At 40.9% G+C, this 15,843-nt stretch carries 11 protein-coding genes; 7 read left to right on the top strand and 4 right to left on the bottom strand.

All coding sequences use genetic code 11. The annotated features are described in order from the left end of the window. Positions 1 to 315 precede the first annotated feature (315 nt). The 4 genes from GT360_RS17875 to GT360_RS17860 form a co-directional block, all read right to left on the bottom strand. Positions 316 to 3,312 carry a tyrosine-type recombinase/integrase gene (locus GT360_RS17875; protein WP_164650313.1) on the bottom strand — a complete coding sequence of 999 codons (2,997 nt, stop codon included), beginning with the start codon at positions 3,310 to 3,312 and terminating at the stop codon, positions 316 to 318. Further along, complete coding sequence (locus tag GT360_RS17870; protein WP_164650312.1) at positions 3,305 to 5,527, bottom strand: integrase; 2,223 nt, start codon at positions 5,525 to 5,527, stop codon at positions 3,305 to 3,307. The genes GT360_RS17875 and GT360_RS17870 overlap by 8 nt, the downstream gene beginning before the upstream one ends. Continuing rightward, entirely contained in the window at positions 5,520 to 6,098 is a 579-nt protein-coding gene (locus tag GT360_RS17865; protein WP_164650311.1) for a hypothetical protein, read from the bottom strand. The genes GT360_RS17870 and GT360_RS17865 overlap by 8 nt, the downstream gene beginning before the upstream one ends. A 404-nt stretch (positions 6,099 to 6,502) precedes the next feature. Beyond that, complete coding sequence (locus tag GT360_RS17860) at positions 6,503 to 6,661, bottom strand: helix-turn-helix domain-containing protein (RefSeq protein WP_164650310.1); 159 nt, start codon at positions 6,659 to 6,661, stop codon at positions 6,503 to 6,505. A gap of 34 nt (positions 6,662 to 6,695) precedes the next feature. On the opposite strand from GT360_RS17860, the gene GT360_RS17855 reads away from it, so the two are divergent. The 7 genes from GT360_RS17855 to GT360_RS17825 all read left to right on the top strand — a co-directional run bounded on the left by GT360_RS17855 (position 6,696) and on the right by GT360_RS17825 (position 15,841). Continuing rightward, a protein-coding gene (locus GT360_RS17855; RefSeq protein WP_164650309.1) for an IS3 family transposase occupies positions 6,696 to 7,834 on the top strand; the annotation gives its coding sequence in 2 pieces (ribosomal slippage) (positions 6,696 to 6,954 and positions 6,954 to 7,834; 1,140 coding nt in all). A 263-nt stretch (positions 7,835 to 8,097) separates the two neighbouring features. Then, positions 8,098 to 9,702, top strand: coding sequence for a hypothetical protein (locus GT360_RS17850; protein WP_164650308.1), 1,605 nt, complete (start codon positions 8,098 to 8,100; stop codon positions 9,700 to 9,702). Between the two features lie 2 nt (positions 9,703 to 9,704). Then, positions 9,705 to 10,424, top strand: coding sequence for an OmpA family protein (locus GT360_RS17845; RefSeq protein ID WP_164650307.1), 720 nt, complete (start codon positions 9,705 to 9,707; stop codon positions 10,422 to 10,424). Beyond that, the gene (locus GT360_RS17840; RefSeq protein WP_164650306.1) at positions 10,424 to 11,260 is read left to right on the top strand and encodes an HNH endonuclease; all 837 of its coding nucleotides are present in this window, start codon (positions 10,424 to 10,426) and stop codon (positions 11,258 to 11,260) included. Before GT360_RS17845 ends, GT360_RS17840 begins: the two co-directional genes overlap by 1 nt. A 227-nt stretch (positions 11,261 to 11,487) precedes the next feature. Continuing rightward, entirely contained in the window at positions 11,488 to 11,721 is a 234-nt protein-coding gene (locus GT360_RS17835; RefSeq protein WP_164650305.1) for a hypothetical protein, read from the top strand. Between the two features lie 3 nt (positions 11,722 to 11,724). Beyond that, a complete protein-coding gene (locus tag GT360_RS17830) occupies positions 11,725 to 14,052 on the top strand; it encodes a hypothetical protein (RefSeq protein WP_164650304.1) in 2,328 nt (775 codons plus the stop codon). A gap of 367 nt (positions 14,053 to 14,419) precedes the next feature. Continuing rightward, on the top strand, positions 14,420 to 15,841 hold the full coding sequence (locus tag GT360_RS17825; protein WP_164650303.1) for a hypothetical protein: 1,422 nt from the start codon (positions 14,420 to 14,422) through the stop codon (positions 15,839 to 15,841). Positions 15,842 to 15,843: the final 2 nt, after the last annotated feature.

Raw genomic sequence — 15,843 nt, 5'->3', positions numbered from 1 at the left:
TGACGTTAGGTATGCGTTTAGGCTGAGTTAGTATTAAGTTACTTCTCAGCCTGAAGGAGTTGAGCCATAGACATACAGCCTCTCAACTATTGAGTCAGGGGAAGAACTTCAAACTGTAGTACAAACAATCCCAGTACAAAAATTAAGTGACTAGGAATAAACCATCAAAAAATACCTATGAACTTTTGGGTGGGTATGTGCCTTGAAGTAGACATTAACATGCCAAAATTCAGGTAATGTTTGTTCATTAATCGCACTCGATTCGTAACTGATGAATGTCCAAAAATGTTTCAGAGATTGTTTAATCTTTAGTGTTTAATTTGTAGACTTATCCCCACTATTTAGATTCATCATCATAATACCCATCATATGGAACAAATGCAGCAAAAGTGGGGATGATTGTTTAGTATTTCGCTTGTTGTTTATTCGTGAGCTAGGGTGTATTAATTCCAATCTAACCGCCCCCTGTGCTTTTTTACTACGACCTAATGGTTTCCTCTCCTTGTACGTTTTAATACCTTTGAGGGCATCGAGCCACTCCGCTTTATTTATGCTGCTATCGAGGTACTGCGTTGCCGCGCGCCAGTGCGACTTAGGGATAAATAAGTGGGTTGTCTCCAGAAATTTACTCAACTCTATGGGTGAATTGAAATGGATGCCTGAGCGAGAAACACTAGCGTGCTTAAGGGCATACGCAACGGTATCTACGATAGCTTCATGGTGTTGCTGGTGGTGTTCTTTTAGATCTTTTATGTATTGATTTTGCGTTTTGATTTCAATTTCAGTTTTGAGTGCTGAGGGCAGAAGTTTCGTCGAGCGGGCATTAGAGAAATGACGGGAGTATTGTTGACCAGCCGACTCAGTGGATAATGCTTTAATGTGTTTGGCATTGCTGATCCATTTATTGAGTGTTGCCTCGGTGATTCTTAACCTCGAACAAACATCTTCATGACTAAAACCTTGCTGATAAAGCTCTAAAGCACTTTGGCAAATCGGAAAGGAATGGACTTCTTTATGTTCTTCAATATAGAGCGTGGGTACAATACCATTATCTATGTTTGTTGATAGCTCTTGAATAGCGAGCGTTTTCATCAAGTAGGGTAGGGCATATCGTTTATGTCTTTTCTCTAGAGGGACCCTTTGAGGTAGCAACCCCACTTGGCTCATCGCAGCTTGAGGAAGAGAAAAGTCGATATCTTTCAGTTTTTGAGCAACGATCCAGTCAGAAAAATGGAAATAATACTCAAATGTCATCCCTGGTGACTCATGGCCCGCCATAGCGGCAATGACATCGTATCCATTCATAGCAGATCGTCCGAACACGATGTCTTTGATTTTCTCGATCTGACTTATATCGTATGGGGATAACTGTTTGGGAAGTGAGCTTAAGTCATCTATTTCCATGATAAGTTGCAGTCTGCTCAAGCAGCTATGTCGAAGGTGGTGAAACACAAAGTAGTCCAACTGGGACAGTGACTTGAGTAGTTCCCCAACGACCATAGACACTCGAAAGCTATCGATTGGTAACTTTGCATCGGCACCGAGCGAAAAGAAGGGGTGGTTTTGTCCAAGTAGTTGAGCCTTCTTGATATGATAATAATCGTTGAGGATTTGCGTTTCGTGTTCAAGCAACATTGGGTAGAGCGGTACTTTGCGCAAACTCGCTGCGGTTTTGTTTTGGCCAAGGTGATTATCTCGAATCGAGAGCCAGCCAATTTTGGAAGGCTCAATGTCCTTGATTCGTAACTTGGTCATTTCATTAAGTCTTAGACCACATCGATAGGAGAGGATACACATAGATTGAAGGCACAGCTCATCGGCTTCATTTAGCCCCCCATAAGAAGATATACCGTCAAGTAGGCCTGTGAATAGTGCTTCATCGATATACGCGGCGCGAGTATGGGCTTGAGTAGGGTCTGTGTGTAAATAGTCACTCGAAATAGGCATAAGCACATTGGCTTCCACAGCAAAGGCGTGTAAGTCTTTAAGCCGACCTGCAAAGTACTTCTTCGACTTGTCTGTCGTGTGGTTGTCGATGGTTTGCTTATAGATTTGTTCTAGTTCTTCACCGTTTAGTGAATCCAGCTGATATCTTTCGCAGAGGTAAAGCCACTTGCGTGTCAGGCTTGAATGGTATGCTTTTAAGGTGCCGACACTGCAAGTGTCTAGCTTATGGCGATACCATTGGATGAGTAAGCGTTGGTTTATTGCTTCATCACTCGATACTTCCGCTATTAATGTCTCTAAGCTTTGCTTGAGTGTTGCTTTGCTCACTGATTTGAGTGTTCCATCGGGGCGCAAACAAGTTTTTAGTTTGTCAAAAAGTTCAATGTGTTGTGACTTTTGCTTCGCATTATTCGTTCTAAGCTCTGCATCTGAGGCGGCCGAGTCTGATGAAAATTCAATATCTGTCAATGGATAGACTAACGGGTGAATCAAACGGGCAAGATTGCTCGTCGGAAGTCCATAAGATTTTGTTTTGCTCACTTGGTATTCAATGAGTGCCTGGCTGATTGTTAAATCAGATTGGTTTTCTGCCACGTACACCGAGGTTTGGCAAAGCTGACTGAAAGTCAGGTCACATTGATTTCTTGTCAATATGGTGCCCAACTCGCCTCTATCTTTAGGCGCCTGCCAGCTATGACGCCGCCACCGTTTCCACAAACGCAGTAAACCAAGTGTAATAGGGTGAAGGTAGCAATGAAATTGGGTGACTTTATTTCCCGCGATATCAACATTGGTGTTAAACCGTTTCGAGTCAATGATCACGCTAGTAAAAGGCAAGCTATTCCAATGATGCACTTTGACGTTTGAGCTGGCAATTGATCGTTGGAAGGCGTCAACAACTTCCGGATTCGCTTGACCACTATGATAGATGAGCGAAAGGATTAAATTCCGAAAAGCGTGTTCTTTAGATTGAGCGGGAGACTTCAGTAGCTCGCCGAAGTACCAATGTTGATAAAATTCATAGTTTTTCCAAGCATTCTGCATCCAGTCAAGCGTACGTTGTGGCTTGGGTGATTTTTTAGTGACAATGTAACTTGGAGGGGAAACCTTCCAATTGTGGAGTTTTTGATTACTGAGGACGTTTTTTACACCGACGTTAAAAGCGTATCGGTAATCGCCAATTCGTCCAAATGTGTTGGTGATTTCATCAATGAACTTTGCCCATTTTTCATAAAAGCGCTCTGGCTTCGGGGCTATGACTGGGTTCGGGAAATATTTGTCGAATACTTGTTGTGCTTTTTGATTGACTCGCTCTATTTGGTTAAGTCGATTTTTACGGCGAGCCTCGACGCCAATCTCAGTCATATTTAGCCTCCACGCCAATATCTAACAGATGTTCGTTAAGGATATTTGAAACCGTCACCATATGTTTCCTGGTGAGCGTACTAAACTCGTGAAAACTGCGCTTAGACTGATTCATATGCCCCATCCAGGCGTTAATTACCGAGGGGTCAACGCCCTTTTGAGTTAATAGTGATCGAACGTGATGTCGTGCCCAGTTAGCTTGGAGAGGGAAGATTGAGTCAATAAAAAAAGCGTAGTTTGATGGTGTACACGGTTCATAATGGCCTTCTCTTAAGTAGAAAAAGAGATGCGTCTCACCTGTGAGTAGACGTTTATATTCGAGCGAAAGTTCCGGTTGAGTGTTGGCAAGCTGTAACACTCGTCGCTTGCAATAGCTCAAATAGTAGTCGAGGATTTTAATCGCGATTTCTGGAAGCTTGATGATGCGGCTATTATCACCGATACCAGACTCTTTGTCTGAAATCCAATAATCTCCAGTTTGCATTGAAAGGTGCGTAATTTTTCCAAACCAACCAGTGACAGGGCGATAGCCTGATGCAATTGCTAGAACAAGCTGGGTGTAAATCGTGATGTCGTTGTGGAAGCTTTCATCCTTTTGCCGCTTGGAGTTCAGCTTTGGCTTAAGGTACGAAAATAATGAAGACAAGACGTCCGCTTCAATAAATAGGGGTGAGCCAAGCGATGAAGAGCTGGGGATCTCATCGAACAGAGTTAACGCGGAGGGATCTAGGGCTAAGCGTGATAGAAAGTCCAAATAACGGTTGTATGTTTCAAGTAGGTATTCATTAGAAAGGTGGAGATAAAAAACAGCAGGTGTGGTGTTAATCGGTTCACCTGCGAGCAAAGCAATAATGGTCGAGTCAACATTATCATGCGACAGCTTCTGTCTAAGATAGGATGAAATTTTCCTCAGTGTCAAATACGTACCATGATGCTTATTGATGTGACTGAGAAACTCCTTTAACTGTGCTTCTTCCACACCATTGAAAGTAAGGCTATTTAACTTTTGACACACAAATTGTGGTAAAGGTAACCAAAACTCTTCCGTGGTTTTTGTAAGAAGGGAGAGCAGTTCCGCACGCTGTTTTTGAGAGGGCAGCTTGTGCTTTCGGCAAAAACCGACAGGCGTTCGGCCTGAGATACGCTTGCTTTTCAGCTTTTTTGCTTGGCTGCAGGTACTGCCGCTAAATAGCATAACAAGCAGTAATTTGGCTTCCGTCAAGGTTTCTGATTTGGTGCTGATTTGATGCGTGCAATAGCGAACCAATGCACCTATTTCATAAGTTGTCGCGCTGTCTATGTCGCAAGCAAGACTCATGTCTTTCTTTTCAATACGAGCTTGAATGGCGCGAGCATGCAAGGCCCCAGCTGCATAGTCCGGTTGAGTATGGGTATAGCTGCTAACGATACTTGTTGATCGACTACTTTCACCGTGGTGGTCTTCTTTTTGCCAACTATGATTTGTTGATTTAGGGCGTTCGTTGAACTGTGTTAGCTCAAATAATCCGTCCTCTCCATCGTCATCGAGTGTTTTGAGTTCACCTCGTTCAAGTCGACCACTCTTTTTGAACTCACTACCCGTTGCATTACGGGTGTAGCCGTCCGAGTAGTTTAAAGTAGATTCATAAGGTCGGCGATAGTGATTAAGTTTGTCGACCATTTGTTTCGGGGGACGATCTTCATTATCTTCATCAACAAGAGTTTGAAACGCTTCTACAAGCTGGTGAAAATTGAGCTGCTGAATGTCTGGCAAGTAAGCAGCCATTGTTTCTCGTTTACCATTGGCAAATAACCTTACGTCATGACAGATTGCTTCGACTTTAGATTGATGTGTGCCAATAAATGAAAGGCGCGCCACGGACAAAAAAGTCAGGGCTTTATATTGGTCGAATTTGTTGTGGTCATAGGAGGTCAGTAACAGGTTAGATGACAAGAACGCGGGTAGATAGTGGACACCGAGCTTTTTACTATTCGAAATTGAAATGACAATGTCGTGTAAACTTGCCGAAGCCGGAGGGCGCTGTACTTTTTTAGCTTCTGAAACAAGAAAGGGTATTTCAGAGAACTCGCCTCGGTATTCTTCTCTGATGATTGCACATAGCCGAATGACTTCGGTCGCAATAAGGGCATTGTGACTTTCGTCGAATGGGAAGAGTTTCCTCAAAAAACGCTCGATATTCTTATGTTTAAATCGCTCTTTTACACCTTCAAGCATCGCGTTTTTTCTCCTGTAACAGTCGCTCAAAAATGGAAGGCTCTTCATCAGAGAGCGTTTTTTGGGGTTGTGCTTTTGCGTTTTGCTGAGCGAGAGAACTTCTCGAAGAGTGTGTTATGGCGGAGAGCTGTCTTTGGCTTAATTTATTCTTATTAAAAAGAGATTTAATGATTGTGTTTGGCGCCTCTTGATTAAGTGCTCGACGAAAGTCTTCTGCTGATTTGTTGTCGATTGAGGAAAGCATTGTGCGCAACACGGCCAACCATGCTCTTTTCTCGACTTCAACATCACTCATCTTATCGTGAATCAGCACTTCGCAGTCAATGAGCTTCAGCGTTGTTAATGAAAAACTGAATGATTCAAATCCGGATATAATGGCGATTTTGTTGTGTGATATGCGTATGGCCTGAAGCGTGAGACCGACATTAATCTCATCCAATGACGGCTGCTGAATAACCGCTTTGTCCACCCAAAAGTGACGAGAATGGAAGAACGAAAAGGCGGTTAGGGCAGCTCTATGAATCGAAAATTCTAATCGATTTTTTGAACGATTCGACAAAATATGAGACATTTCAAACACTCGTTTAAGTCATAAAATGTACAATAAGTGTACATTAATTGAGGCTCAAAGTTAAAAAAATAGATCAAAAATGGTGAAAAATGGGATTGAAGTTTGATAGGGGTTGGTTGTTTAAGCTATTGAAATACCAATAATTTGAAAATTAGGGCCTGTAAAAACTTGAGTGGGTGTAATGCTTCCAAGCTGATGATCCGGGTTCGATTCCCGGTGTACGCTCCAATTTCCCATAAAATCATAATAAGCGCTTTATTGCGTTTTTTTCGTATCTTTAGTTTGCTAGCATATCTTCAAGTTAATGTTCTTTGGCCTAGGGGCTCCCATTTCGGTGTCCATGACTGTTTAGAAGGCTAAATTGTGTTAGTCCTTAGTAAGTCGCTAGATAAACATTACTTTCTCTAACCCGTTTCTTCAAAGGTCCTTTCACCTAGCTCTGCCACGGTAATATCAAAGTAACGACACAAAGTATCATTAACTTCTAACCTTACTCGCTTTGCTGCCTCGTCATGCAAATAGATACCGATCGTTGGGTGAACTGACCCGACTCCAATAGACATTTTCTGCCTATTCTTTTTGCATAGGAGAATGATTATGAGTAGACAAAGATTTTCACCTGAATTTAAAGATGAAGCAGTAAAGCTAGTGACTGAACGAGGGTATTCCGTAACTGAAGTATCTGACAGACTCGGGGTCTCTCAACATAGTATTTATAAGTGGGTCAAAGCGGTTAAACCAACCAGTCATACCCAAAGTGAAAGTGAACTGATCGAGGCTAAGAAGGAAATATTGCGCCTTAAAGGAAAGCTAAGGCAGACAGAAGAAGAGAGGGATATTTTAAAAAAGGCCGCAAGGTACTTTGCAAGCCTGCCCGAGTGAAGTACCAATTCATTCTAGAGTATTGTCGTACCTTCAAGATCAAAACCATGTGCAGAGTACTTCAGATCGAACGTTCAGGCTACTACGCTTGGTTGCACGAACCTGAGTCTCGAAGAGATAAGGAAGATAAACGTCTCCTCAAACTCATCCGCTCTTCTTATGATGCGAGCTTTGGTATTTATGGATATCGTCGTATCACTCTTGATCTAAAAGAACTTGGTGAATCCTGCGGAAAAAATCGGGTCTATAGGATCATGAAATCCCAAGGGATAGCGGCAGTTCGAGGCTATAAGCAACACAGAAATGGTGGCTATGGTCGCCCTTCTATTGTTGTACCGAATCACCTCAACCGAGAATTCACGACCACCCAACCCGATAAGGCTTGGGTTACCGACATTACCTATATCCGTACCTGGCAAGGCTGGCTTTACCTTGCAGTCGTTCTTGACTTGTATTCAAGAAAAGTTGTCGGGTGGTCAATGAAGCCGACCCTTGCTAAAGAAATCGTCCTAGATGCTCTATTAATGGCCGTCTGGCGACGAAAGCCCCAAAATTCCGTGATAATACACTCAGATCAAGGCTCACAGTACAGCAGTAGTGACTGGCAAAAGTTCTGTATGAAGCACCACCTGGAGCCAAGCATGAGTCGCCGCGGTAACTGTTGGGATAATGCCGTTGCCGAATCATTCTTTAGCAGCTTAAAGAAGGAAAAAATAAAGAAACGAATCTATAAAACCCGCGAAATGGCGCGTGCCGATGTGTTTGACTATATCGAAATGTTCTACAATCGAGTCAGGCGTCATTCGCACCTCAATGGTATGAGTCCCGAGGCGTTTGAATCAGCCTCAAAATGAGGCTAGGAAGTGTCCATGGTTCTTGGGTCAGTTCAGGGTTCCAATACAAATATATCGTATTAAAAGGTCATTTTTTATTCGCTTGGTTAGATGAATTGACTATTTACAATAACTTTCCCCCTCCTTTAGAGCTAAAATCAATAGCTGTTTACTACATAGATTTCCGATCTGTTGATGCGTTATGTTTGAAAAAACTGATCATGACTTAAAAGTAGACCAATTACATAACGAAACTATAATTTTTAACAAATTTGTTGGTATATATGGGACTTATAACTAGCTCAAGCTTGAACTATTTAATTTTAATACTTTCAGTATTAGCCTTAGCAATTGGTCTGGGGGCCGGGATTTTTTTGTGTAACAAAGAACCCAGATCAAACAAAATTGCAGCGATACCGAGTTTACTAACCTCTGGCGGTGTGCTTTTTACCTTTCTTGGTATAGCGTTGGGACTCTTAAACTTTGATCCAAATGATTTAAACAATAGCATATCAACCCTACTGAGTGGTTTAACATTGGCATTCTGGTCAAGTATTTTTGGTATGGCTTTTTCTATCATATTCAGGCTAAAGTGGCTTCCAGAGCATCAAAAAACGCTTTCAAGCGTAACACCGGGACAGATGTTAACGGTTTTATCCTCACAAAAGTACAATTTGGAAAGGCTCAACAGCCAAGCGAGCTGCCAGCGTAAAGAAAATAAAGAACTATTTGATGCTCTCATTGAGGAAGTTAAAGCAGTGGGAATGGTAACTTCAGCAGGCAATAGCCAAAGCAATGAAAATATCGAGAATCTAACACAAGAAATACATCAATTTGCATCTTCCGTCTCATCACAGACGTCCCATCAGATCGCAGAATCGCTGCGAAGCTCTATCGAAGGGTTCAATCAAGGCTTAATGGGACAGTTCGGTTCAAATTTCCAACGTTTGGATAAATCGGTGGCCAAGATGCTGGATTGGCAGAAGCAATATATGCTTCAAGTTGAACAGCTGACCAATGCGTTCGAACATGCTGTTGAGAGTGTGACAGCGACAGAACAGAGCTTAGGTATTATTAGCTTACACACTGAGGCTATACCAAATGCAATGGGTAAACTTAGTAGTACAACTGATTCCTGGAAGCAGCAGGTTGATGACCTGGATCAACGGCTAGAGGCTTTCAGTCGTATGCGAGATCAGGCCGTAAATGCAATGCCAGAAATTCAGAATCAACTTGATGCTCTTTGTCAACGCGTTGATAAATCGATTCTTAATACCTGTGAAAGCTTAGAAAAAGGAGTTCTCAAAGTATCATCTGAACTCCAAGAAAAAGCTTTGGTGCTAAGTGATAAGTTGGTTGAAGCAACGGATGGTATAGGAGGTGATTTAAGCAATGCTTCCGGTCAAATTGAATCTATGACTAACCATTTGGCGGCATCTTCGGACAAGATTAAGACAACTTTGGAAGACTCCATTGGTCAGTTAGAAGCTCGATTAAACAGCTTGCTAAACGGAACAAAAGATGAGGTCAATGATATCTCGACAACTTTGCAACAGGTAAACAAAAACCTAATTGAGAAGCATCAAGAGCAAATTGACAAAAGTAGTGCTCTGCTCACTCAAGCACATGATGTCATTGATAAGCGAATGGAAGATAGTATGAACCTACAGATGAAAGGCTCACTCCAAATTCAAAAAACAATTGAAAGCAAGCTTATTGAGAGTTCTAGTGTTTTTCAGCAGAACATTAAGACAGAATTGGAGGGAGTTCTCAATGATCTAGGGAGTGGTTTAGTGCAAATAACGGAAGAGTTTTGCACTATTTACAGTCGTTTAGCCGAGGAAATGGAACGAATAGAAATTTCAGACAGTTTGGATAAGGCGAGCTAGTAATGCATGGGCAATTGTTTCAAAACCAAGCAACAACTTCAGAAGAGGGGCATTGGCTTTCTGTAACCGATCTGATGGCCGGTTTGATGGTGATTTTTTTATTGATTAGTGTCGCTTTGATGAACCGGACTGATATGGAGAAGCGCGCAATTGAACGCCTTGCAGTTAAAGTTAGTGAAAAACAGCTAGAGATTCATCGTGCGTTAGCTGAGGAATTTCTATCTGACTTTGAACGTTGGCATGTTAGTTTTGATGAAAAAAGGCCGCTCGTCATTGATTTTAATGCGAACATATACAAGTTTGAAACAGGCAAATCAGAACTACCAGAGACACTCAGAGATGTTCTAAATGACTTTTTCCCACGTTACTTGAATGTTTTAGAGCAGTATGAGAGAGATATCCAAGCAATTCAAATCGAGGGCCACACATCGACAGAATGGAATGATGGTGACTCCGAGTTGTATGCTTATAAAATGAACATGGCTCTATCTCAAAGACGAGCTAATAACCTTTTTAGTCACGTTATGAAGTTAGAATTAGTTTTAGAACGTCACCTTTATTGGTTTAAAGAAAAGCTAGCAGCAATAGGTTATGGACCCTCTAAGCTAATTTATTTTGATATAGATAAAGATAAAGAGGATAAAGAACGTTCTAGAAGAATTTCTTTTCGAGTGATAGCAGACTCGGAAATAATCATGAAAGACATTTTGGAATCGAATTAATGCTTAATGTGGATTTGACAAAGTTTAATGGTTTGATTGAAAGATATGTATCAAAACGAGAGCGAGTAATTGAAATTGTCTTAAGAGAATTAGACTATGGTAGATATAAAAGGTATCGAGAGACGCCAAATTTGGTAATGGATTTTGAACAAGAAGTCTCGCTCAATAATAGCCTTCTAAGCTATGATGGGCATGGTGTAATTGTTTACATCAAGGAGCAAGCCGATTTGTCTTTAGCTATATACGCTCCAGTCAATGGAGCGACAAAGTACCATTTGACAGATTGTAAAACTCTTCAAGATGAAAAGACTGATAAGCGATTTGGGCGCTTTGTTGCAATGCGATACGTAGAAGGAAAGATGCCTGTATGCGATGATCAAGGCAACGAGGGGTATAGTGCCTTGATTGTGTGTGGTAACTGTCTCCGTAAACTCAAGTATACTCCATATATTAAAGCAGGCACCAAAGAGGAAAAGAAACGAGTCCAAATTGAATTTGACCTTACTCAGTTTCTAAAAGAGCAACATTGCTTCCCTGATGAGTACTTGCCGCTTAGGCATGCTGACGTTAGTAATTTTTCATACTCAGATGACTGGAAGACTATCAGTGAAATTTACAAACTAAGCAAAGATCACTGTTGTGAAGAGTGTGGAGTGCAGCTCAAACATAGGAAGGAGTTACTTCACACTCATCATATTGATGGGGTGAAATCTAATAATCACCCGGCTAATCTGATGTCACTTTGTGTCGATTGTCATAGTAAACAGCCAAAACATGGTCACTTAAAACCTAATATAGAGGTATTAAAGTATCTGGAAAAGTCACGGATGAGATAAAATGTTGAATATAAACAATTTAATTTTGTTAACTCTTGGCCTATTTTAATAGGCTAAGAGTCTGATTTATTCTTTTGAATGTCTATGTGCTATAAATTAATCATAATCAACTGATTTTACTGATTTTAATATGTGTGTGTAGTACAATTTTTTGAAATAAAGAACTACATTTGACAAATGTAGTTCTTGTTTCTATTTTTTAATCAAACAGTCTAATTTCGACAGTTATGGTAAATAGAGACAAAAAAGATAAGTTTGTGGAGCTTGCTGAGAAAAGAGTGACTAGAGCAATCAAAGACTTACAACTCATTGGTAATCTTTCTAACAAAAACAACTATGCATATACACCAGAAGATGTAGACAAAATTATCAAAGTGTTAGAAGGAGAACTCAGAGAGTTAAAGGCCAAATTTAGAGCAGGGATGAAGTCTGATAGAGCTCATTTTTCATTGAAGGATTGAGTTATGAGTACTTTAGATAATGATACCCATCGCGAACTGTGCTTGGCACTAGTCGGCTCAGAAAGTGAAGAGGAAGTTATTACGGTATTGACTGAAGCAGGTCTTTGGAGCGATTCATCTTCCTGGAGGTATTACGGTGGTAAAGAAAGTAACTATTCAGATATAGGTAATCAGCAGGACTCACCTGATGCTGCTATTGTTGAAAAACTCGTAAATTGCGGTGATGCTATGCTTTTAGCTAAGTGTGCAGAATATGGTGTTGATCCAGAAGGGCCCTGTGCGCCCAAGACAGTATGTCAGGCACAAGAACGATTTTTTGGCATAAAAAATGGCGATCTAAATACTCTATCCAAAAAAAATAGGCAGCTTTTGGCTGATAAAATCGGAATGGTTGCGTCAGGAAGTCGAAGCAACCCATGTTACTCGTTCTTTGATCTTGGAATTGGTCAGTCTCCATCTCAATTCCCAGATACTTTTCTCTCATTAACTGCGTCAAATAAAATTCGAATTCATTGTGTGCAAGGTCGATTTAACATGGGCTCTACAGGTGTGTTGGAGTTCAGTGGAAACAGAAACTTACAACTCATTGTCAGTAGAAAGCACCCAGCAGCCCGAAATGGACTCACTGATGGAGAGAGGTGGGGTGTTACTATCGTACGAAGAGAAGACCCACATGACGATATGAAGTCCTCATCCTACCAATACTTGGCTCCGAATGGAGAGATTATCACCTTTGATGCAGAAAGTTTACGGATTCTTCCAGGAGTTAGGTATCCCGACAATTACGCTAGATCAATGGCTTATGGCACATATATTAAGGTTTATGATTACAATATCGGTGCATCATATCGTACAAACATTTTGTTTGATCTGAATTATCGGCTCTCTTTTCTCATGCCGAATGCAACGCTACCTATACGGCTTTATGAGCGAAGGGATGGTTATGTTGGTCATAGCATGGAAGTAAACCTAATGGGTTTGCTGTCTCGGTTGGCTAATGATAGAAAGAACAACTTAGAGACTGGATATCCATCCTCAGGTGAAATCACAATAGATGATATAGTTTTGCCCGTCTCTATCTTCGCTTTTAAGGCCGGAAAGAAGGAAAACTATGCCAAGAATGAAGGGATCGTCATGACGATAAATGGGCAAACTCATGGCGCTTTGAAAAGTGATTTTTTCAAACGGAAAAGTATCGGCCTAGGCTATTTAGTGAAAGACATATTGGTTGTTGTTGACTGTTCTAGCATTGCAAGTAGTCGTTTGAGAGAGCTTCTATTTATGAATAGTCGAGATAGGCTGCGTGCTGGTAATGTTAAAGCGCGATTGGAGAGTCAACTCGAATATCTTATTTCAAATCATAGCGGCTTGAAACGATTACAAGAAAAGCGCAAGAAACAAGCTATAGAAGACCAGATAGCTGACAGCAAACCGATTAACAAAATTTTACGTAGCTTATTCAACGCAAATCCAATGCTGTCAAAAGTATTTAGGTTTGGTGAGCAGTTAACGGACCCTTTCTCTGATGTGAAAGAGGGGCAAGTTCAAGCATACCAAGGCCTGAAATTTCCCACATTTTTCACTTTAGATAAGGAGTTTCCTGCGGAAAGCCCAAAGCTATGTGGCCACAACTCTGGGTGTAAGATAAGATTTCACACAGATGCTGAAAATGAATACTTTAGTCGCAGTAACGATCCTGGCTCTCTCATGGTTACTTGTGATGATACTAAGATCAATTATTCTGTAAATTTATGGAATGGTGTAGCCACGTTATTTTTGAATACTTCTGATACTGTATCCATTGGTCAGAGGCTTTTCTTAACTGTCGAAGTATCCGATGCCTCGAGACATGCTACCTTTAATCATTCAATATACCTCATCATAACATCGGAAATAGAAGAAACTAGCGGCGGTTCAAGCTCACCTAGGAAACTATCAAGAGATGAAAAAAAGGGTGAAAGCGCTCAAACTCAACCTTCTTTAGGTATACCAATCCCTAAACCTGTAAAGAAAGAAAACTGGTCTCAGCATGATTTTGATGAACATAGTGCTCTTAGAGCTGTTTATGATGCTGATTCCTACGACTTTTTCTATAATGCTGATAACTTGTATCTAAAATATGAGCAAAAACATTGTCCGAGTGGTAAAGAGAGATTAATAGAGATGCAGTATCAGTCGGCACTTGCTTTGATCGGAGTAGCACTATTAAAAAGTGCGGAAAATGAGAGTCAATCAAATGTTGAAGAGGTGTTATACAACGCGACTCGCTCCATATCACCAATTTTGCTCCCTATGATCCGTACACTTGGAGACCTCGAAAATTTGGAATAGCTGTAGTGCATCGAAATTTGAGCGTATTGTTCGACAGTTTACAGGGTGTATGCTCCGCGTGATTTTAGGAAAACTTAATAGCAGCGAATGGCCTTTTTTGACAGTGGAAAGGCATCGTCTGGCTTGTAATAGGTGAACAAAATAGTGCCATTCATTTTTCAGATCACATTCAAATATTTACTTAATATTGGTGTTCCAATCGGCCTCAGTACTGTGTCTTAGTTTTTGTCTAGATCTTATTTTCTGTCTTGTCACTCGGACGGATTTCGTCTTGCATCTCCAATTACGATATGAATCAAGAAGAAGCTTTTTACTTTTGATAAATAGGCTTCACATGGTTCTTGATTCCAATTGTTAGAGAGGTCACATGTCGAGACAGTCCATCGCGTATTCAATGCTTATTATTTCCGGTGCTTATTTAGCATTAGAAACGAGCTTCTTTTTAAGCTTGCTGCACGCGATTCGCTTTGATGGTGTGCATACTATAGAAGACATAGAGTTTTACGGAAGGACGCTATCTGGTATTGGCATGTCTATCCTGGCGTTTAAGCAATTTGCACTAGGAAGAAAAGAACGTGGGAAATGGCAGGTATGCCTACTCATCATGTGTGTTTTCAGTGCGACTTACTATGGTCAGAAAATCTTTGTCGATACCTACCTCGACTCAAGAGGGGAAGCTGAACAAGCTCGTCATTATCGTGCCTATATGATCCAAAAATCCTATGCCAACAATGTACGCTTTTTAAAAACCAATAGCGTTGATGATAAGGTAACGAATGTTCAGATAGCGTTGCTTACGCCTATCGTGATCAATCAAGCAAAGCAATACAATGACAATGCTAGACTCAAAACTGACTATTGGTTGCCAATTTATGAAAGTGAGTTTAGATCCAACCTACCTTTCTATTATGACAACTACCGCAAGGTCAGCAGCTCAGTCCTTTCTGTTCTAGAACAATATAATCGATATGCTCGAAATGCGGAAAGACCATTTAAAAACAAAGTGGATGCCGAGTATAGAAAAGTGGTCTCGAACTATAACCGCTACGTGAGAAGGTTGGGGCATGCAAAGATCACCGAACGAATCAAAGAAGAGATTTTCAAGAAATCAGGCGTCCGTATGTCAGCTCAATGGCATCCAACAAAAGGGCGAAAAGAGTTTACCGATAAGTTGATGGCAAAGTACCAAAGCGAGTTGAATAGAGAAAAACAAAAAAGGATAAGGTCACTATATGGCGTTTCTGTCGCAGTGAAGCACCTTGACTCTCCTTTAAGCAGTCCAGATGTGATTAAGAAGATCAACGAAGAGATCGATATCTTTGCGAGTGAAAAACCATTGCGTCTGAATCTCACGATAGAGTCATTCTATCGCCACTATAAGGATGTTGTACCCAATAATCTCAAAACAAAGTACTCGGCAGGGTACAGTAACCGGGACCCAGAACTGATGGAGACTGTTGGGCGCATTTTTATCATTCCTTTTGTGGCTTTGTTTTTTTCAGCTATTTGTATTGTGTTAAATACGCGATCATTATTAGCTTCCTTGATCAAAGTATTCTGTTTTAACAACAAGAGCAGCAAAACGTTTAGATGGATTGATGTTGGTTTGTGGGTGGTGGTTATCTGTGCACCTCTTGTATTAGCACAGACCATATTCATCGACACCCCCTCTATTGAAAAGCAAATTGAGGCTTTACCTGTACTACAGCAATTCGCTTTAGCATACACGGGTAGTGCATCTGTTTTGATTCAGTCCCTATTTGGAGGGGCATACTTCCGGATGTTTTAGTC

It is taken from the genome of Vibrio astriarenae (assembly GCF_010587385.1).
Taxonomy (GTDB): domain Bacteria; phylum Pseudomonadota; class Gammaproteobacteria; order Enterobacterales; family Vibrionaceae; genus Vibrio; species Vibrio astriarenae.
This window is presented reverse-complemented; position numbering and strand designations above follow the sequence as displayed.